This is a genomic window from Streptomyces sp. NPDC003284 (assembly GCF_053589675.1).
This window is the reverse complement of the sequence record NZ_JBSFSI010000015.1, coordinates 132414-152932: the sequence shown is the minus strand read 5'-3', so window position 1 is coordinate 152932 and position 20519 is coordinate 132414. Positions and strand designations below refer to the sequence as shown.

Annotated in this window: 9 protein-coding genes; 7 read left to right on the top strand and 2 right to left on the bottom strand. The window is 77.4% G+C overall.

All coding sequences use genetic code 11. From position 1 onward, the window contains the following. Positions 1-21 precede the first annotated feature (21 nt). The 4 genes from ACWDYF_RS27685 to ACWDYF_RS27670 are packed head-to-tail and all read left to right on the top strand — an operon-like array spanning position 22 to position 6957. The gene (locus ACWDYF_RS27685; RefSeq protein ID WP_389468216.1) at positions 22-1413 is read left to right on the top strand and encodes a KamA family radical SAM protein; all 1392 of its coding nucleotides are present in this window, start codon (positions 22-24) and stop codon (positions 1411-1413) included. Positions 1414-1449: 36 nt separating this feature from the next. Next, positions 1450-3006, top strand: coding sequence for an aldehyde dehydrogenase family protein (locus ACWDYF_RS27680; RefSeq protein WP_389468213.1), 1557 nt, complete (start codon positions 1450-1452; stop codon positions 3004-3006). Beyond that, the gene (locus tag ACWDYF_RS27675) at positions 3003-4328 is read left to right on the top strand and encodes an aminotransferase class III-fold pyridoxal phosphate-dependent enzyme (RefSeq protein WP_381741551.1); all 1326 of its coding nucleotides are present in this window, start codon (positions 3003-3005) and stop codon (positions 4326-4328) included. The genes ACWDYF_RS27680 and ACWDYF_RS27675 overlap by 4 nt, the downstream gene beginning before the upstream one ends. Before the next feature lie 43 nt (positions 4329-4371). After that, a complete protein-coding gene (locus ACWDYF_RS27670) occupies positions 4372-6957 on the top strand; it encodes an AMP-binding protein (protein WP_389468212.1) in 2586 nt (861 codons plus the stop codon). 117 nt (positions 6958-7074) lie between these two features. On the opposite strand, the gene ACWDYF_RS27665 is transcribed toward ACWDYF_RS27670, so the two are convergent. Both ACWDYF_RS27665 and ACWDYF_RS27660 read right to left on the bottom strand, forming a co-directional pair. Next, positions 7075-13164, bottom strand: coding sequence for an AMP-binding protein (locus ACWDYF_RS27665; protein ID WP_389468210.1), 6090 nt, complete (start codon positions 13162-13164; stop codon positions 7075-7077). 98 nt (positions 13165-13262) lie between these two features. Beyond that, on the bottom strand, positions 13263-16901 hold the full coding sequence (locus ACWDYF_RS27660; protein ID WP_389468207.1) for an amino acid adenylation domain-containing protein: 3639 nt from the start codon (positions 16899-16901) through the stop codon (positions 13263-13265). A 372-nt stretch (positions 16902-17273) separates the two neighbouring features. Here ACWDYF_RS27660 and ACWDYF_RS27655 point away from each other — a divergent pair, with 372 nt between their 5' ends. The 3 genes from ACWDYF_RS27655 to ACWDYF_RS27645 all read left to right on the top strand — a co-directional run bounded on the left by ACWDYF_RS27655 (position 17274) and on the right by ACWDYF_RS27645 (position 20483). Continuing rightward, positions 17274-18419, top strand: a complete 1146-nt coding sequence (locus ACWDYF_RS27655; protein ID WP_389468203.1) for an LLM class oxidoreductase — start codon at positions 17274-17276, stop codon at positions 18417-18419. A 40-nt stretch (positions 18420-18459) separates the two neighbouring features. Continuing rightward, the gene (locus tag ACWDYF_RS27650; RefSeq protein WP_389468199.1) at positions 18460-19056 is read left to right on the top strand and encodes a GNAT family N-acetyltransferase; all 597 of its coding nucleotides are present in this window, start codon (positions 18460-18462) and stop codon (positions 19054-19056) included. A 269-nt stretch (positions 19057-19325) separates the two neighbouring features. Then, positions 19326-20483, top strand: a complete 1158-nt coding sequence (locus tag ACWDYF_RS27645; RefSeq protein ID WP_389468196.1) for an FAD-dependent oxidoreductase — start codon at positions 19326-19328, stop codon at positions 20481-20483. Positions 20484-20519: the final 36 nt, after the last annotated feature.

Genomic DNA, 20519 nt, shown 5'->3' with positions numbered 1-20519 from the left:
CCGCACCCACGGAGATGACGCATGACGGCCCCCGCCCCCGCCCTCGCCCCCACCGCACCCCGGACGCCGTACGTCTACCGACGGCGCGCCCTGGAGGAACCCGACCGGACCCGCTTCCCCGGCTGGCGCACCGTCACCGAGGCCGAGTGGCGCTCCGCCCAGTGGCAGCGCAGCCACTGCGTCAAGAGCGTCCGGGACCTGCGCGCGCTCCTCGGCGACCTGCTCGACACCTGCGTCTACGACGACCTCCAGGCCGACCAGGACAAGCAGGCCACCATGTCCCTGCTGATCCCGCCGCAGATGCTCAACACCCTGATGCCCGACGCCCGTCCGGCCGGACCCGGCTCCCTCAGCGAGGCGTTCCGCACCGACCCGGTCCGTCGCTACATGCTGCCCCTGGCCTCCGACCGGCACCCCGACCGGCCCTCCCACCCGATGGCCGCCCGCGACTCGCTGCACGAGTCCGAGATGTGGGCGGTGGAGGGACTCACCCACCGCTACCCCAACAAGGTCCTGGCCGAACTGGTCTCCACCTGCCCCCAGTACTGCGGGCACTGCACCCGCATGGACCTGGTCGGCAACTCCACGCCCACCGTCGCCAAGACCCGCTTCACGCTGCGCCCCGCCGACCGCACCGAGGCCATGCTCGCCCATCTGCGCGCCTCCCCGGGCATCCGGGACGTCGTGGTCTCCGGCGGCGACGTCGCCAACGTGCCCTGGCCGCGCCTGGAGGCGTTCGTCGACCGGCTCCTGGACCTCGACCACATCCGCGACATCCGCCTCGCCTCCAAGGCCCTGGTCGGGCTGCCCCAGCACTGGCTCGCCCCGGACGTCCTCGACGGCCTGCACCGGCTCGCCGCGCGCGCCGCCCGCCAGGACGTCTCCCTCGCCCTGCACACCCACGCCGACGCGGCCCAGTCCGTGACCCCGCTCGTCGCCGAGGCCGCCCGCGCCGTCCTGGCCGCCGGGCTGCGCGACGTACGCAACCAGGGCGTCCTGCTCGCCGGGGTCAACGACAGCGCCGAGGCGCTGCTCGACCTGTGCTTCGCCCTGCTCGACGGCGCCGGTGTGATGCCGTACTACTTCTACCTCTGCGACATGATCCCGCAGAGCGAGCACTGGCGGCTGCCGCTCGGCCGCGCCCAGGAACTCCAGAGCGAACTGATGGGCCACCTGCCGGGCTTCGCCACGCCGCGCCTGGTCTGCGACGTGCCCTACCTCGGCAAACGCTGGGTCCACCAGGCCGCCGCCTACGACCGCGTCACCGGGATCTCCCGCTGGGAGCCCAGCACCACCGGCGCCCGCTTCGCCGACACGGGCGACAGAGGCGACACCGGCGAATTCCTCTACTACGACCCGCTGCACACCCTGCCGCCCGAAGGCCGCCGCTGGTGGGACCGGCACACCGCCTGAGACCCCCGACCGCCCCCGCTTCGCAAGGACGCACCGATGGCACCCAGCAGACTCACGTACGCGGACCTGGCCCTGCCCGGGGAGGAACTGCACCGCTCCTACGAACAGGCCCTCGCCGCACAGCGCCTGGGCGCGCACCACCCGCCCGGCGCCGCCCGCGGCCCGCACCGCACCGAACACTCCCCGCTCGACGGGCGGATCGCCGTCGGGCACTTCACCGAGGCGCACCCCGACAAGGTCCACCACGCCGTGGCCACCGCCCGCGCCGCCCAGCCCGCCTGGGCCGGGCGCCCCTGGACGGAACGCCTGGAGATCCTGGAGGCCGCCGCCGAACGGATCTCCGCACAGGTCCACGACCTGGCCGTCCTGCTCACACTGGAGATCGGCAAGACCCGCCTGGAGGCCATCGGCGAGGCCGAGGAGGCGGCCGAGTTCTTCCGCTACTACAGCGCCCGCTGGCGGGCCGACGGCGGCTTCGAACGGTCCATGGCCGGTGCCTCCCCGCGCGAACGGACCCGCAGCGTGCTGCGCCCGCACGGCGTCTGGGCGGTGATCGCGCCGTTCAACTTCCCGCTGGCCCTGATCGCCGGTCCCGCCGCCGCGGCCCTCGCCGCCGGCAACACCGTCGTCGTCAAGGCGGCCGAGCACGGCTACCTGGCCGCCCTGCGGCTGCGCGAGACCGTCGTGGCCGCGGGCGTCCCCGCCGAGGCCCTGCACGTCCTGCTCGGCGACGGACCCACGGTCGGCGCGGAACTCGTCGGCGCGGGCGTGGACGGCATCACCTTCACCGGCTCCTACGACGTCGGCACCGAGATCCTCCGGCGCACCGCGGCCGGACCCTGGCCGCGCCCGGTCGTCTGCGAGATGGGCGGCAAGAACACCGCGATCGTCACCCGGCACGCCGACCTCGACGCCGCCGCCGAGGGCATCGTCCGCTCCGCCTTCGGGTTCGGCGGGCAGAAGTGCTCCTCGTGCTCCCGGGTCCTCGTCCAGCACACCGTCCACGACGACCTGGTCGCCGCCGTCGTCGAACGGGCCGCCCGGCTGCGCGTGGGCGACCCGCGCGCACGCGCCACCGACTACGGCCCGGTCATCGACGAACGCGCGGCCAAGCGCTTCACCCGCGCCGTGGAGAGCGCCGCAGCGGCCGGGTCGGTGCTCACCGGCGGCGCCCGGCTGACCGGCGGCCCGTACGCGCACGGCGTCTATCTGGAGCCCACCGTCGTCGCCGTGCCCCGCGACGAACCCCTGTGGCAGGAGGAGCTGTTCCTGCCGCTGGTCGCCGTCTCCCGCTTCGACACCTTCGAGGACGCCCTGGCCGAGACCAACGCCACCCGCTTCGGCCTGTCCGCCGGACTCTTCTCCCACGACGAGGCGGAGACGGCCGCCTTCCTCGACGGCGTGCACTGCGGCGTCGTCTACGTCAACCGGCCCGGCGGCGCCACCACCGGAGCCTGGCCCGGCATGCAGCCCTTCGGCGGCTGGAAGGGCTCAGGCAGCACCGGCCGCGGCGGCGGTGGCGAGCACTACACCCAGCTTTATGTGCGGGAACAGAGCCGCACCCTCCACAGTCTGCGAGGAGACCAGGCATGAACGACCAGGTCAGCCGGCTCGGCGACCACTCCGGCCCGGTGCTGCGCACCCCCCTGCCCGGCCCCCGGGCCCGCCGGACCGTGGCCGAGGACGAACAGGTCACCAGCCCGTCGCTGCCCCGCGCCTACCCCTGCGTCCCGGTACGCGGCGAGGGCTGCCTCATCGAGGACGCCGACGGCAACGTCCTGCTCGACTTCAACGCGGGCATCGCCACCAACTCCACCGGCCACGCCCACCCCCGGGTGGTCGCCGCCGTCCAGGAACAGGCCGCCCGGCTGCTGCACTATTGCAGCTCCGACTTCTACGTCCCCGTCTACGCCGAGCTGTGCGCCCGGCTCGCGGGCCTCAGCCCGTTCGGCGAGGACGCCCGGGTGTTCCTCGCCAACTCCGGTACGGAGGCGGTGGAGGCGTCCCTCAAGCTCGCCCGGCGCCACACCGGACGCCCCAATGTCGTCTCCTTCCTCGGCTCGTTCCACGGCCGCACCTACGGCAGCGTCTCGGTCACCGGCTCCCAGCACACCTACCGCGACGGGTTCGGCCCGCTGCCGCCCGGTGTCTTCCACGCCCCGTACAACGACACGTTCACCCACCCCGACGGCACCCGCACCACCGTCCCCGGCTATCTGGAGGACGTGCTGTTCACGCGGCTGACCGCGCCCGAGGAGGTGGCCGCGGTCCTCGTGGAGCCGGTCCTCGGCGAGGGCGGCTACGTGCCCGCCGACGCGGACTGGCTGCGCGGCCTGCGCGCCCTGTGCGACCGGCACGGCATCCTGCTGATCGCCGACGAGGTGCAGACCGGCTGCGGACGCACCGGCGCCTTCTGGGCCTGCGACCGCTACGGCGTGACCCCGGACATCCTGCTGGCCGGCAAGGGCCTCGCCAGCGGGCTGCCGCTGAGCGCGATGATCGCCCGCGCCGGAGTGATGGACTGGCCGGTGGGCACGCACGGCTCCACCTTCGGCGGCAACCCCGTCAGCTGCGCCGCCGCCCTCGCCACGGCGGACCTCGTCACCGGTTCGCTGGCCGAGAACGCCCTGAAGCAGGGCGCGTTCCTGCTCGACCGGCTCCAGCATCTCGCGGACGGACCGCACGTGGAGAGCGTGACCGGCCTCGGTCTGATGATCGGCGTCACCTTCGCCTCGGCCCGCTTCGCCGCCGAGGTGGAGGCCGCCTGCTTCCGCCGCGGTCTGCTGGTGCTCCAGGCGGGCGACCGCACCGTGCGCGTCTCCCCGCCCCTGGTGCTGCGCGAGGACCAGGCGGCCACCGGCGCCGACCTGCTGTGCGAGGCCGTCGCCGCGTGCGCGGCGGCGGGGATCCGGTGAGGCGCGGCGCCCGCCGGGACCGTACCGTCAGGAGGGTCCGCTGATGCCCGCTCACCTCACCCTGGACGACAGCCGCACGGACGGCACCGGGACACCGTCCGGCCACGGGGAGCACCGGCTGACCGTGTCCGTGCGCATCGCGTCCGCCACCGCCGCCGCGGTGCGCGCCGCGCTCGGCGTGGCCCTGGCCGCGGCTCCCGGGCCGCCCGCCCCGGCGTCCGTACGGACCGCCGTGCGCGACACGGCGGACGGCGCCGAGCTGACGCTCTCCTGCCCGGCCCCCGCCACCGCCGTCGCCGACGCCGCCGCCGTGGGGCGGCTGTTCGCGGACACCGCCCGGCTGCTGGCTCCACCGGACGCGCGGGACGGCGGCGGAACCCTCCGGTGGGAGCGGACCCCGGCCGGGGAGCCGCCCGGACCCGAGCGGCCGGGCGGCTCCCCGGACGCGGCCCGCGGCGATCTGCTCCGCCTCGCCGACGTGATCCCCGGCACCGGCTCCGGCCCGTACGTCCGGCACCTCGACCGCCGCCTGCCCGCCGCCCTCGGGGCCCGCCTGGACCGGCTGGCCGACGAGACGGGCCGCACCCCCGACGACGTGGCGCACCTCGCGCTCACCGTCGTACTGCAACGCCTGGGCGTGGCCCCCGAGACGCTGGGCACCCTGCGCCCCGGCCGGACGGACCGGACCGGGACGGACCGGACCGGCGCGCGCGGGGCACAGGAGGCCGTGCCCGCCCGGCCCGTGGACCCGGACCAGGACGCGCGGACGGCCCTCGCCCTGCCGTCCACCGGACCCGCCGCCACCGGCGCACCGCCCTTCGACCTCGTCCTCGACCGTCGCGGCACGCCGCCGCTGCCCCAGGGCTGGGAGCTGCTGGACTTCTGGTGCCCGGCCGGGGACGGGATCACCCTCGCGCTGCGCCGCACCGGCACCGGTCCGGTGCTGCGCGCCGAGTCCGCCGCACCGGCCGGACAGGACCGCCTGCGGGCGCTGCTCGACCTGTGGGAGGGCCTGCTCGCCGACCTGCTGGCCCGCCCCGGCGCCCCGCTGTCCGCACTCGCCCTGCTCCCCGCCGGCCAGGAGGAGCGGCAGGCCGCGGTGCTCGCCCGCGCCCAGGCGCGGGCCGCCGCGGCGCCCGCCACGCCCCTGGCCGCCCGCTTCCGGGAGCACGTCAGGACCCGGCCCGACGCGCCCGCCTGCCGCCAGGGCATCCGCACCTGGAGCTACCGGCGGCTGGGCCGCCGTGCCGCCGCCGTGGCCGCCCGGCTGGCCGGACTCGGCGACGGTGCCGTCGTCGCGGTGCTGGCCGACGCCGAACCCGACCTGCTCGCCGCGCTGCTGGCGGTCTCCTCGCGCGGCGCCACGTTCCTGCCGCTGTCCCCGCAGGAACCCGCCGCCCGGCTGCGGGACGCCCTCGTACGCTCCGGCGCGTCCCTGCTGCTCACCGGCACCGGCGCGGCCGCCGTCCCGGCCCCCGGAGAATGCCCCGTCCTCGCGCTGCGCGACATCGAGGACGCCGGGCCGGACGGGGAGGAACTGCCCGCGCCGCCCGCCGGGGACTTCGCGGCCCCGGCGTATCTGCTGCGCACCTCCGGCTCGACCGGCGTGCCGAAACTGGTCGCGGTCGGCCGGCCCAGCCTGGACAACTACCTGGACTGGGCCGCCCGCGCCCTGCTGACCGGCGGCAGCCCGGTCCCCGTGGTCTCCAGCCCCATCTTCGACGCCAGCCTCAAGCAGACCCTGGGCCCCCTGTACGCGGGCGGCTGCGTGCAGTTGCTGACCGCCCACCGGCTGGACCTGGAGGCGGTCCGCGCCGAACTGAGCCATATGGCAGCGCCGGTCACGCTGAACTGCGTACCGAGCTACTTCTCGGCGCTGCTGTCCGACGAGGAGGACGCCGGGGACGGCCCGACGATGCGCCTGGACCGGCTGCTGCTGGGCGGCGAACCACTCTCCGCCGACCTGCTGCGCCGGGTCCGGGACCGCTATCCGGCCGTCGAGGTGTGGAACTTCTACGGCCCCACCGAGACCACGTCGACGGCCACGGCGGGACCGATGCTCCCGGCGGGCGGCATCCATGTCGGCACACCGGTGGCCGGTGCCGCCGTCGCCGTCGTCGACCGGCACGGCGCGGTGCTGCCGGAGGGGGTCGTCGGGGAGGTGGTCATCGCGGGCCCCGGAGTGGCCCTCGGCTACCTCGGCGAGGGGTCCGGCCCGTCGCCGTTCACCACGGTGCGGCCGGCCGGACGGACCGTCCGGGTCTACCGGACCGGCGATCTCGGCCGGCTCGACGGCGACGGCAACCTCCGGGTGGCGGGCCGCCGGGACAGCCAGATCAAGCTCAACGGGTGGCGGATCGACCTCCAGGAGGTCGAGCAGGTCGCCCGCCGGGCGCCGGGCGTGCGCGAGGCCGTCGTCGTACTGGACGACCGCACCGGCACCCCCTGCCTGCGCGCCTTCGTCACCGGCCGGGACGCCGAGCCCGCCGCCGTCCGGCGCGCCCTGGGCGAGCTGCTGCCCCGGCCGATGGTGCCCGCCTCGGTGACGGTGCTGCCCCGCTTCGACACCACCGCCACCGGCAAGGTCGACCGGGCCGCCCTCCTGGCCCGCGCGACCGGGCCCGCGTAGCGGCCCGGCACCCGCACAGCAGGGAGCCGGGCGCCCCCCGAGGGGGCGCCCGGCTCCTTCGGCTGCGGCGCGGACCCCGTCCCCGGAGCCCGGCTGCCCGCCTGCCCGCTCCGCCGCCTACCCCTCGCGCAGGGCCTCGCCGAGCCGCGCCGCGACCCCGGCGTCGGTGATCACGGAGTAGTGGTCGGTGTCCGCGACCACCACCGGATCCACGGCGCGGCCGAGCAGTTCGGCCCAGCCGAGGGCCGCGGTGGTCCCCTCGGGCCTGCGCTGGGCGCCCGCGGCGAAGAGCAGCACCCGGGTCCCCGGCAGCCGGGGCGTGGCCGCCCGGTAGCGGGCGGCGCAGGCGCGGTGCGCGCCGAACAGGGCGAGGCGGCGGCGGAGTTCGGCGGTCGTCTCCTCCTCCGGCGCCCCCGCGTGCGGTGTGCGCAGCAGGGCCGCCTCGGTCTCAGCCGGGTCGGCGCCGGTGAGCCGCCCCACGTCCTCGGCGAAGGCCCGCAGATCGGCACGGGCAGAGGACGCGGTGCCGCCGTAGGCCGGGCCGCCCGGGGCGTAGCTGTCCAGCAGGACGAGGAGTTCGGTGCGCTCGCCGTCGAAGGAGAGCTGCCGGGCCATCTCGGCGGCGACGGCACCGCCGAAGGACCAGCCGCCGAGCCGGTACGGTCCCGAGGGCCGCACCCGCCGCAGTTCGTGCAGATACCGGGCGGCCAGCTCGCGCAGGTCGCGCGGCACCGGCCCGCCGTCCAGGGCGGGCGCGCGGAAGGCGTGCACGGCCGGTCCCGGTGGCAGCGCCCGCACCAGCGGCCGGTAGCAGACGACGTCGCCGCCCATCGGATGCACCAGGAACAGCGGGCTCTCCGCCGTGGGCCCTTCCCGCAGCAGGAGCAGCGGCCCCTGATGGCCCGTGGCGCCGCCGCCGTGGCCGTCGCTGCCGCTGCCTTCCGCCGCGCCGCCGGTGCCCGCGCTGCCCTCGGTGCCCGCGGTGCCCTCGGGACCTTCGGCGCCGAGGGCGGCCAGCACCGGGGCCAGCCGGTCGACGCGCGGCGCGGCCAGCAGGTCCCGCAGGGACACGGCCACCCCGAACTCCTTGCGGATCCGGGTGATGAGGACCGTGGCGAGCAGCGAGTGCCCGCCGACGGCGAAGAAGTCGTCCGTCACCCCGGTCTCCGGCCGCCCGAGGACATCGCGCCAGACGCGCAGCAGCCGGGCCTCCCCGGGGGTGCGCGGCTCGGCGCGCCCGGCCGGGGCGGCGGCCCGCGGGGTGGCCGCCGCGCCGCCCAGCAGCGCGTCGCGGTCCGGTTTGCCGTTGGGCAGCAGCGGCAGCGCGTCGACGAAGAGGACCAGGGCGGGCAGCAGCGCAGCGGGCAGCCGTCCGGCCGCGTGCGCGCGCAGCGCCTCGGTGCTCACCCGGGCGTCCGGGACCCGGACGACGTAGGCGACGAGCGAGACGCGGTCCGCGTCCCGGTGCGGTTCCACATGGCAGCCGGTCACCTCGGGATGCGTGGCCAGGGCCGCCGCCACCTCGGCCGGGTCGGCGCGTACGCCGTTGACCTTGACCACGAAGTCCCGGCGCCCGGTCGGGACGATCGCGCCGTCCGCGCCGACCACGGCGGTGTCCCCGGTCCGGAAGAGCAGGTCGTCCGGATCCGCTTCGCGGCAGAAGGAGTTGGGCTGGTACCCGCCCGGCTCGCCGGACAGGTACCGCGCCCGGTAGGGCGTGCGCAGGACGATCTCGCCCCGCTCGTGCGGCAGGCAGGGCCGCCCGTCCCGGCCCAGCACCGCGACCTGGGCGCCCGGCAGCGGGCCGCCGACGGGCAGCACACCCGCGCCGGGCCGCTCGGGCACCCGCAGGAAGGTCTTGATCATCATGGTCTCGGTGGGGCCGTAGAAGTTCACGATCTCGGCCCGGCAGCCCCGCAGCCCGGTGCGCAGCCGCGTCACCAGCTCCCCGGTCAGCGGCTCACCGGCCAGGCAGATCAGCCGCAGCGCCGACAGGTCGGGCCCGGCGGCGTCGGCGCCCAGCGCCAGCCAGGACGCCGCCACCGAGGGGGTCGTGTGCACGACGGTGATCCGTTCGGCCGCCAGCCACTCCAGCAGGCGCAGCGCGTCCTCCCGGGCCGCCGCCGGGGGCAGGCAGAGTGCCGCCCCGGCGGTCAGCGGCACGAACACGTCCCGCAGCACGGCGTCGAAGGAGAACGTGGTGAGCTGGGCGACGCGGTCACCGGGACCGATCGCGAACTCCGCCCGCTCCCAGGCCGCGAAGTGGTCGAGGCCGCGGTGCGCGCCCAGCACGCCCTTCGGTGTGCCGGTGCTCCCGGAGGTGAAGAACACACAGGCGGGCGCGTCCGGCGCGGGCGGGCCGTCCGGTGCGGGGCCGTCCGGTGCGGGGCCGTCCGGCGTGCCGGGGCGCGGCACTTCCGGTACGGCGCCGGGGGCCGCGTCCGCCGCGCGGGCGACCTCCACGACGGGCAGCGCCGCCGCCTCGCACCACGGCGGACGGCGGTCGCGGCCCGCCGCGAGCACCGCCGTGGCACCGGCCAGCTCGGCCAGGGCGCGCTGCCGGGCCTCGGGCAGCTCCTCGTCGACGGGCACGGCGACCGCACCGGCGGTCACGGCCGCGAGCAGCGCCGTGACCGCGTCCGGGTGCTTGCCGCCGACGACCGCCGTGACCTCGCCCGGCCGCAGCCGCCGCGCCGTCGCGGCCACCCGCGCGGCCAGCTCCCCGTAGCCGAGCCGGCCGTCGGCGCAGCGCAGCGCGGTCGCGCCGGGGGCCTCGGCCGCGCGGCGGGCGAACTCGGCCGCCACCCGCGGCTGCGGCCGGGCGGGCAGGGCCGCGCCGAACGGATGGGCGGGGCGGCCCGCGCCGGACACGGCCCGCGGCCGGTCCGGCTCGCGGACGGCCGCCGCCAGCAGCGCCACCAGCCGCCCGCCCAGCGCGTCCACCGATCCGGCGTCGAACAGGTCGGTGTGGTACTCGACGTCCAGCCGCAGCCGGTCCCGCTCCGCGCGCGCCACGAGCGTCAGGTCGAACTTGGCGGCCGGGGCGAGCGCGGCGTCCGCGGGCAGTTCACCGCCCGACAGCTGCCGCACCAGGCGGCCCGTGCGCCCGGGGCCGTCCGGCGGCATCCGCAGCATCACCTGGAAGACGGGCGTCCGGCTCGGGTCGCGGACCGGCCGGACCGCCTCGACCAGCCGGGAGAACGACAGGTGCTGGTGCGGGTGCGAGGCCAGCAGCACTTCGCGGACCCGGCCCACGGCCTCGTCGAAGTCCGGCCCGCCGCCCAGGTCCAGGCGCAGCGCGTGGGTGCGCACGAAGAAGCCCACGGTCTGCTCGGTGTCGGCCCGGTCCCGGCCCGCGCTGTCGGTGCCGAGGACCACCTCGTCCTGGTCCGCGGTGTGCGCGAGGACCAGCCCGAACGCCGCGAGCAGCGCCATGTAGGGCGTCACGCCCCGGTCGCGGCAGTACGCGCTGAGCGCGGCCCCCAGCCCGTCCGGCACCGGCACCGGGCGTACCGCACCGCGATGGGTGCGCACCGGCGGCCGGGGGCGGGCCGTGGGCAGGTCCAGGACCGGGGGAGGGGTGCCCAGGTGCGCGCGCCAGAAGGCGACCGCCGCCGCGCGCCGGGCCTCCTGGCCGGGCCCGCGCGAGCGCAGCGCGTGCTCCGCGAAGCGCGGCGCGGGCGCCGCCGCCTCCGGCTCCCGCCCCTCGCGGGCCGCGTGGAGCAGCCCGTCCAGCTCCCGCAGCAGGATGTCCCACGACCAGCCGTCGCAGGAGAGGTGATGCACGGTCAGGCCGAGGAACTGCTCGGCGGACCCGTCGGCGCACCGCACCAGCCGGGCCCGCAGCGGCCTGCCCTCGGTGAGCGCGAACGGCCGGGCGCCCTCGGCGGTGAGCCGGTCCAGCGCCTCGCCGCGCCCCGCCGCCTCGGGCAGCACACCGAAGTCCGCCGGGCCGGGCGGCAGCACCCGCTGCACCGGCCGGTCCTCGTCCACCACGAACGCGGTGCGCAGCGCCTCGTGCCGGGCCACCAGGCGGTCCAGCGCCGCGCGCACCCACGCGGCCGGTACACCGGCGGGCAGCGCCAGCACCCCGGCCATGTTGTAGGCGCCCGCCTCCGGGGCGAGCTGTTCGAGGAACCAGACGCCCTCCTGCTCGGGGGTGAGCGGGATGCCCTGTTCGGGGGTGAGCGGGATGCCGTGTTCGGGGGTGAGCGGGATCCGCCCGCCCTGTTCCGCGCCGCCGTCCGCCGCCGCCGTCTCCCCGGGTGCGGGGCCGAGGGCGTCGAGCCGGGCGGCGAGCGCGGCCACCGTGGGCGCCTCGAAGAGGTCCCGCAGTTCCAGCGGGGCGCCGAAGTCGCGCCGTACCCGGGACAGGACGCGCGCCATCAGCAGTGAGTGGCCGCCCAGCGCGAAGAAGTCCGCCGCCCGGTCCTCCACCGGCACGCCCAGCACCTCGGCCCAGTATCCGGCGACCGCCTCCTCGGTCCGCCCGCGCGGCGCGCCCGCCGCCTCCAGCGCGGCGGCGGGATCCGCCCCGGCGGCGGGCAGCGCCCGCCGGTCGAGGGTGCCGTACGCGGTCAGCGGCAGCGCGTCGAGCGGGACGACCTCGGCGGGCACCGCGGCGGCCGACAGCCGCTCGGCCACGGCCCGCCGCAGCGCGTCCGGGTCCAGGCCGGTGCCCGCTGCGGGGACGACATGGGCGACGAGCCGCCGCTCACCGGCGCCGTCCTCCGGTACCGGTACCGGTACCGTCACCGCGGCCGAGGCGACCGCCGGATGTCCCGCGAGCACGGCGCCGACCTCGGCGGGATGCACCCGCACGCCCTGGATCCTGACCTGGTCGTCCCGGCGTCCCAGGTACTCCACCGAGCCGTCCGGGAGGTACCGGCCCAGATCCCCGGTGCGCCGCGCGGGCCCGTACGCGGCGTACGCATCGCCCGTGCCGTACGCATCGCCCGTGCCGTTCCTGTCGCTTGTGCCGTTCGTGTCGCCCGTGTCGCTCGTGTCCACGAGGATCTCGCCGAGTTCGCCGACGCCGCACGGCCTTCCGCGCCGGTTGACCACGAGCAGCCGGGTGCCGTCGATGCCGCGGCCGACCGGCACGATGCCCTCGCCCGGCTCGTCGGGCACCGGGTACCAGGCGGCGACCGGCGCCGTACCGGGGGCGCCGTACAGGTTCACGCACCGCGCGGCGGACGCGGGGAACGCCCGGCGCCACCGTCGTACCAGCGCCGCCGGGAGCGGTTCGCCGGACAGGCACAGCAGCCGCAGCCCGGACAGGCCGGGCGCCGGGTGCCCCGCGCCTTCCTCCGCCCCTCGGCCGAGCCCGAGCAGCGCGCCCAGCGCGGTCGGGGCCGTGTGCAGCGCGGTGGCGCCCGAGGCGGCGAGCCGGGCGAGGACCGCCGCCGGGGCCTCCGGCGCACCGCCGGGAGACGGCAGGCAGACGGCGCCCCCGGCGACCAGCGTCGGCAGCACGGCCCGGACCAGGGCACCGGCGGTGAACCCCGCGAGCTGCGCCACGCGTTCGCCCGGCCCGCAGGGCAGCGTGCGCGCCACCCACGCGACTTGGTGGGCGAGGGTGTCGTGGCCGATCGTCGTGGTCACGGTGCGGGGGAGGTCCGGGGAGGCCCCCGTGGCGCCGGATCCGCCGGAGCCCTTAGAGCCCTCGGGGTCTTCCGCGCCTTCCGCGCCTTCCGCGCCGAGGATCAGACAGGCGCCGCCACTGCTCAGCGAGGGCGCGGGCGTCGCGTCTCCCGCGTCCGCACCGTGCGTCATCAGCTCCGCGAAGGCGAGCGTCCGCACCGCGTCGGCCGCCGGGCCGCCGTCCGCCGTCCCGGCCCGCAGCAGCAGGGCCGCCCCCGTCTGTGCCAGGAGCGCCGCCCGGGAGTCCGGCGGCAGCGACGGATCCAGCGGCAGTACGACGCCCCGTGCCCACAGCGCCGCGAGCAGCGCGGGCACCGCCGCCCCCGGGTCACCGCCGTCCACGGCGACCACCGTGCCGGGGCGGAGCCCCCGCGCGCGCAGCGCGGCGGCGCCGTGCCGCACCCGGTCCAGCAGCGTGCCGTAGCTCAGCTCCCCGTCCGGCAGGACCAGGGCCACCGCGTGCGGGGCGGACCGCGCCCGCCGCTCGAAGAGTTCCAGGACGCCGGCCGGGGCCTGCGGGCGCGGGGCGGTGCGCGGGTCGGTGGTGAGGGGGGACGTGGTCATCCGGCACTCCAGGTCAGACGAGGTCAGACGGTGGCGGGGCGGGCACGGGCAGGCACGGGCGGACACGGGCGAGTTCGGGCAGGGGGCGTGGGGGAGGCTCAGGCGAGGGAGTGGTCCCAGACCGGGGCGTCCGGGTCGGTCAGCGCCTGGTCGGCGAGGGCCGCGAGCTGCCGTGCCATCGCCGCGCCGCGGGCCGGTCCGAACATGCCGTCGGGGTGGACGAGCAGGGCCGGCAGACCGGGCCCGGCCGGAAAGACCTCCAGCTTCAGCTCGTAGTGCGTCTGGCCGGACTGCTCCTGGACCACGCTCACCTCGCCCGCCCCGGCGGCGGACCGCCACGACGGGATGTTCTGCACCACCAGCAGGTTCTGGAAGAGCGGCAGACTGCCCGAGCGCCGGTCCACGCCGAGATCGGCCACGATCCGGTCGATGGGCACCCCGGCGTGCCGGTGGCCGTGCAGGGTCGATGTCCGGGCCTGCTCCAGCACGTCCCGGAAGGTCGCGTCTTCCTCCAGCCGCAGCCGGTGCGGCACGGTCGTCACGAAGCAGCCCAGCATCGAACGCGTCCACTCGGGCGTCCGGTTGGCGCTCGGCGAGGCCACGACCACGTCCTCCTGGTCGGCGAGCCGGGCCAGCCAGAGGCCGAACAGGGCCAGCAGCGCCATGTGCCCGGTGACCCGCTCGCGGCGGCAGAAGGCGGCCAGGCGCTCGTCCGTGCCCTCGCTCCAGACGACGGGCCGCACGGCGGCCGGGACGCTCAGCCGCCCGGGGCGCGGCCGGTCGGCGGGCAGGGCGATCCGGGGCGGCGCGCCCGCGAGCCGCTCGCGCCAGTGGGCGCGGGAGTCCGCGAGTTCCGCCTGTGCCTCCTCGTGCCGGGTCCGCTCGTGCAGCCAGGCCGCGTGGTCGAGGAGCTGCGGGGAGGCGCCGGGGGGCGCGGGCGGCTCCCCGCGCCCCACGCGCGCCCAGTCGTCGGCGAACTCCTTGGCGAGCAGCGACCAGGACCAGCCGTCGGTGGCGATGTGATGGAGCGTCAGGATCAGGAGGTGGTCGTCGGGCGCGAACCGCACCAGCCGTGTCCTCACCGGCGGCCCGGCCGCCAGGTCGAAGGGCGCCGCCCCGGCCTCGGCCACCAGACGCCGCACCCGCTCGTCCCGCTGTGCCGGTCCGAGCCCCGGCATCTCCTCGGTCGGGGGCAGCTCGACACCGCCGGGCGCCTCGACGACGGCCAGCGGGCTGCCGTCGCGCTCCGGATAGCGGGTGCGCAGCACGTCGTGCCGCGCGAACAGCGCGGCGAGACAGCGGCGCAGGTCCGCCGGATCGGCGGCGCCGCGCAGCCGCAGCCCGGTCGGGGCGTTCATCGCGGTGCCGTCCGGCTCCAGCCGCTGGAGGAACCACATCCGCTCCTGCACCGGCGCGGGACGTAGCGGCCGCGAGGTGTCCGCACGCGCCGGTCCGTCCGGCCGCGCCGCGGTGCCCGCCTCCGCCACGGCCGCGCGCAGCCCGTCCAGCGTGGGGCGGCGGAAGAACACGTCCAGCGCCACCTCGGCGCCCAACTCGTCGCGTACGGCGGCGAGCAGGGCCAGCGCCTGGAGCGAACTGCCGCTGGAGGCGAAGAAGTCCCGGTCCCCGGCGACACCGGGACCGAGCACCCGGTTCCACACCGCCGCCAGCCGGTCCCCGGCCCCCGCCCCGGACCCCGGCCCCCCGGCCGCTTCCGTGCCCGGCTGTCCGGCGGCCCCCGCCCCGGGTGCCGAGGCCGCCGCCCCTGCCTCCGGCTGCCCGGCCGCTCCCGTCTTCGGCCCCCCGGCCCACTCCGTCCTCGGCCCTTCGGCTGCTCCTGTGCCCGGCCCTCCGGCTGCTTCCGCCCCCGGCTCCCCGGCGGCCCCCGCCCCCGGCTCTCCGGCCGCTCCTGCGCCGGGCGCCGAAGCCGCTCCTGTGTCCGGCTGCCCGGCCGCTCCCGCCCCCGGCCCCCCGACCGCTCCCGCAATGGGCGCCGAAGCCGCCCCCGACCCCGGTTCCCCGGCGGCCCCCGCCCCCGGCGCCGAGGCCGTCTCCGTGCCCCGCGCCCCGGCCGTCTCCGGCGGGGGCCACGGCAGTGCCGCCCGGTCCGTCTTGCCGTGCGCGGTCAGCGGCAGGGCCGTCAGCGGCACCAGCACCGCCGGGACCAGCGCGGGCGGCAGTGTGTCGCGCAGCAGGGCGGTCCACCGTCGGCGCAGCGCGGCGTCCACCGGTTCCCCGGCCACCGGATAGCCGACCAGCAGCGCGGTGCCCGAGCCGCTGTGCCGCACCGCGGCGGCGGCCTGGCGCACCCCGGGGAGCGCGGCCAGCGCCGCCTCCACCTCGCCCAGTTCGATCCGTACGCCGCCGACCTTGACCTGTCCGTCGCGGCGCCCGTGGTACTCCAGCACCCCGTCGGGCCTGCGGCGTGCCAGGTCACCGGTGCGGTACAGCCGGGCGCCGGGCCCGTCGCCGTACGGGTCGGGCGGGAAGCACCGCGCGGTCAGCTCGGGCCGGTTCAGATAGCCCCGGGCGACCTGGACGCCGCCGACGCACAGCTCGCCCCGCTCCCCGTCCGGCACCGGCCGCAGCCGTTCGTCCAGCACATGCAGCCGGACGCCCGTGATGGCGCGGCCGATGGGCACCGGTGCGTCGTCCGGCTCGTCCGGCCGGCACCGCCAGTGCGTCACGTCCACGGCGGCCTCGGTCGGCCCGTACAGATTGTGCAGTTCGACGTCCGGCAGGGCGGCGAAGAAGGCCCGCCGCAGCCCCGGCGTGAGCGCCTCGCCGCTGCACAGCACCCGCCGCAGCCGGGGACCCGCGTCCACCTCGGGCAGCCGCAGCAGCTCGGCGAGCATGCTGGGCACGAAGTGCGCCGTCGTCACCCCGTGTTCGCGGATCGTACGGACCAGGGCACGCGGGTCGCGGTGTGCCCCGGGGGCGGCCATGACCAAGGTGGCGCCGGTCAGCAGCGGCCAGAAGAACTCCCAGACGGAGACGTCGAAGGTGTACGGCGTCTTCTGGAGCACCGTGTCGCCGGGCCCGATCCGGAAGGTGTCCTGCATCCAGCGCAGCCGGTTGACGATGGCCCGGTGCTCGGTCAGCACACCCTTGGGCAGCCCGGTGGAACCGGAGGTGTACAGCACGTACGCGAGGTCCCGGCCCGCCGCCGCGTCCAGCCCGTCGGCGCCCGCCCCCGCCGGGTCCGCGTCCGGGGCCGCCGCCGCGCCGGGCGCGAGCAACGGCACCCCCGACCCGGCCAGCACCTCACGGGCGTCCCCGGCGTCCCCGCCCGCACCGGGGCCCTGCGGGTCCCCGAGGTCCGTCACCACCGCGACCGGTCGGGCGTCGCCGAGCAGCGTCCGCAGCCGGGCGGGCGGGTCCTCCGGGGAGAGTGGGAGGTACGCGGCACCGGACCGTACGACCGCGAGCACGGCGACCGCCAGGGAGACCGACCGCTCCAGGCGCAGGGCGACCACCCGGTCGGGACCCGCGCCCAGGGCCCGCAGCCGGTGCGCGAGCGCCGCGGCGGCCCGCTCCAGCTCCGCGTAGGTCAGGGTCCGCTCCCGGTCCACCACGGCCGGGAGCCCCGGGGTGCGCCGGCACTGCGCCACCACCAGCCCGGCGAGGGACCGCGCACCGGCCGCCGGGACGGCAGCGGCAGCGGCGGCGGTGGTGACGGCGGTGGCGGCGGTGGTGACTTCGGCGGACGGAGGAGGTCGACGGAGCTCAGCGGTCATCGAGGGTCCCTCTCGGCATTCCGGGGGTGCGACCGAACCGGCCCCGGGGCGCGGCTCGCCGCCGCCCCGGACAGCTCCGGAACGTAGCACCGCCACCCGGCACCGGCCGGGCTCGTCCAGCCCTTCTCGACCGCACCTTCAGACGGCCCCGTCCGCCCCGTCCGCCCCGCCACGGCCCCCGCCACGGCCCCCGCCACGGCCCCGCGCTGCGGGACTCACGGACCGCTCCAGGAACGCTGGAACCCGCCCCGGTCCGCCTTGACCGGCGCCGCCCCCGGCCGTTGGATGACACCCCATGAGCCGGACCAGGCACGTTCCCACGACGGACTCGCCGCACATCCCCGGCGAGCGGCGCACGGCGGAAGCCACCCCATGACCGCCCACGTACCGCACCGCACCGCCGCGGGATCCGCCCCGGGCGCCCCACCCCCGGCGCCCCTGCCCTGGCGGCTGTGGACCGTCTGCCCCTCGCACGGCACCGGCTTCGCCGGAGCGCACCCGGCCGACGGGCCCGGCTATCTGCGCCTCCTCGGCGAGCACTGCGCGTGGGCCGAGCGGCTGGGCGCCGACGCCATGCTCGTCTACGACTTCTGGCAGGCCCTCGATCCGTGGACGGCCGCCCAGGAGGTACTGGCCCGCAGCCGCGCCCTCGAACCGGTCGTCGCGGTCACCGCCCCGCTGTCCCGGCCCGCGACGGTGGCCCGCCGCGTGTCCTCGCTGTCCTACCTCCACGGCCGGGCCGTCCACCTGAACATCGTCGCCGGTGCCCGCGGCACGGACCTCGGCCTGCTCGGCGCCGACCCGACGCCCCCGGACGAACGGCAGCTCCGCTGCGCCGAGTTCGCCGCCTGCGTCCGCGCGGTCCTGGCCGGCCGACCGCACGAGTCCACCCACTACCGCGTCCACGCCCCCTCCCCGTCCCCCTCCCCTTCCCCGGGCCCGCTGTCCGGCCGCACCCCGCTCCTGTACGCCCCGGCCTCCGCCTCCCCGGGCTTCGACGCGTTCGCCCCGCTGCTCGACGGCTGCCTGCTGATGGCCAAGCCGTACGACCGGCTCGCCGCCGAGACGGCACGGCTGGCGGAGCAGGGCGCCACCGGGGGAGTGGCGCTGATCGTCGGCATCGTGGCGCGCGAGACCTCCGGCCGGGCGCGGGAGGCGGCCGTCGCCGCGTACGGCGGCTCCCGCCGGGACGCCCTGCTGCGCAAGCTCTTCACCGACGGCCTGACCTCCACCCAGCACCGCGCCACGCTCGACCTGGCCGAGCGGTCCGAGTGGCACGACGACTGCCTCTGGTACGGCGCCGGACGCGTCGGCATCGACACCCCCAAACTCGTCGGCGGCTACCGCGAGGTGGCCGACGCCCTGCTGCGCCTGGCCGCGCTCGGCATGACCACGCTGGTGGTCGACCTCCCGGCCGACCCGGCGGAGTACGCCCATGTGGCGCGCGTGCTCGACGAGGCGGCGCTCGCGGCGGCGGCCCCGGCAGCGCCCGCGGCGGAAACAGGGCGCCCGGCCTGATCGTGCGGCTCTGACCTGGCCGATCGTGTAGAACGAGGGCATGAGCCAGTCGACAACTGCCCCCGCACCGCCCACGATCAGCGCGGAGGGCCTGCTGCTGCGCCCGCTGACCGAGGCGGACGAGTCCGCCGTCGCCGAAGCCCTGCGGGACGCGGACATCCTGCGCTGGGCGGTGGGCAGAGCCGTGACCGGGGCGGCGCCGGGCGAGCGTGCCCGCGCCTGGCTGGCCCCCCGCCTCGCCTGCCGGGACAGCGGCACCGCGGCGTTCGCGATCGCCGACCCGGACCGCGGCACCCTGCTCGGCTCGCTCAGTGTCCGGGAGATCAACCGCCTGCCCGACCAGGCCGTGGTGACCTACTGGGTGACCCCGGCGGCCCGCGGCAGGGGCCTGGCCGCCGGGGCGCTGGACGCCGCGGCGCGCTGGGCGTTCGCCCCGGCCGCCGACGGCGGCCTCGGACTGCACCGCGTCACCCTGGACCACGCCGAGCCCAACATCGGCTCGTGCCGGGTGGCCACCCGGGCCGGCTTCCGCCTGGAGGGCACCATGCGGGACTTCTACGTCGACACCGAGGGCATCCGCCACGACTCCCACCTGCACGCCCGCCTCGCGAGCGACGGCCCGTACCCGCGGGGGTAGCCGCGCCCCGGCTCAGCGGCTGTCCGGGTCCGTGCCGGTGCCGGTGCCGAGCTGGTGGTCGGCCCAGGCCGGCCCAGACGTAGCCCTCGGGCAGCAGCAGCAGCAGCTCGGCGACGGGGACGGCGCGGACGCCGCCCCACGCCCTTCCCCTTCCTCTTCCCCGTCCCCGCCGCCGGGCTGTCGGTGCCGTGTCGATGATCTGTCGCCGGTCTGTCGACGGCCGCCCGGATCGTGGTACCGGCAACAGCGCAGCTCAGGAAGGACACACCATGACCAGCACCCCGGTCACGATCATCGGCGCGGGACTCGGCGGCCTCACGCTGGCCCGCGTCCTGCACGTCCACGGCATCCCGGTCACGGTCCACGAGGCCGAACCCGCACCGGATGCGCGCGCGCAGGGCGGGATGCTCGACATCCACGACTACAACGGGCAGATCGCCCTGGCGGCGGCCGGGCTGACGGAGGAGTTCCGGGCCATCGTCCTGGAGGGCCGCCAGGCGATGCGCGTCCTGGACCGCGACGGCGCCGTCCTGCTCGACCGGCCCGACGACGGCACGGGCGGACGCCCCGAGGTGCAGCGCGGCGAGCTGCGCCGGATCCTGCTCGGCTCGCTCCCGGAGGGCACCGTCCGCTGGGGCAGCAAGGTCACCGGCACCCGCACCCTCGCCGACGGCCGCCACGAGGTGGTGTTCGCGGACGGCGGGACCGTCGTCACCGGACTGCTGGTCGGCGCGGACGGCGCCTGGTCGCGGGTCAGGCCGCTGCTCTCGGACGCGGTGCCCGCGTACGCCGGCGCGTCCTTCGTCGAGACGTACCTCTTCGACGCCGACACCCGGCACCCGGCCGCCGCGAAGGCGGTCGGCGGCGGGGCGATGATGGCGCTCGCGCCGGGCGGGGGCATCCAGGCCCACCGGGAGGAGGGCGGCAGGCTGCACACGTATGTGGCGCTCTCCAGGCCGCGGGAGTGGTTCGACGCCGTCGACTTCTCCGACGCCGCCGGGGCCATCGCCCGGATCGCGCAGGAGTTCGACGGCTGGGCGCCGGAACTCACCTCCCTGCTCACCGAGAGCGACTCCGCGCCGGTGCTGCGCCCGCTGTACGGGCTGCCGGTCGGCCACCGGTGGGACAGGGTGCCGGGCGTGACCCTGATCGGCGACGCCGCCCACCTGGCGCCGCCGAACGGCGAGGGCGCCAACCTGGCGATGCTCGACGGCGCCGAACTCGGCCTGGCCCTGGCCGCGCACCCCGGCGACACCGAGGCCGCCCTCACCGCGTACGAGCGGGACATGTTCCCGCGCGGCGCCGAGGCCGCCACCGACGGCGCGGAGCTGCACGCGCTCATGTTCGGCGAGGACGCGCCGCACGGTCTGCTCGCGGCGTTCGCGGCGGGCGAGGAGGAGGCCGCCGGGGCGCACCCCGGTCAGTGAGTCCGGCCGGTCGGCGAACCCGGCCGGTCAGCGGCT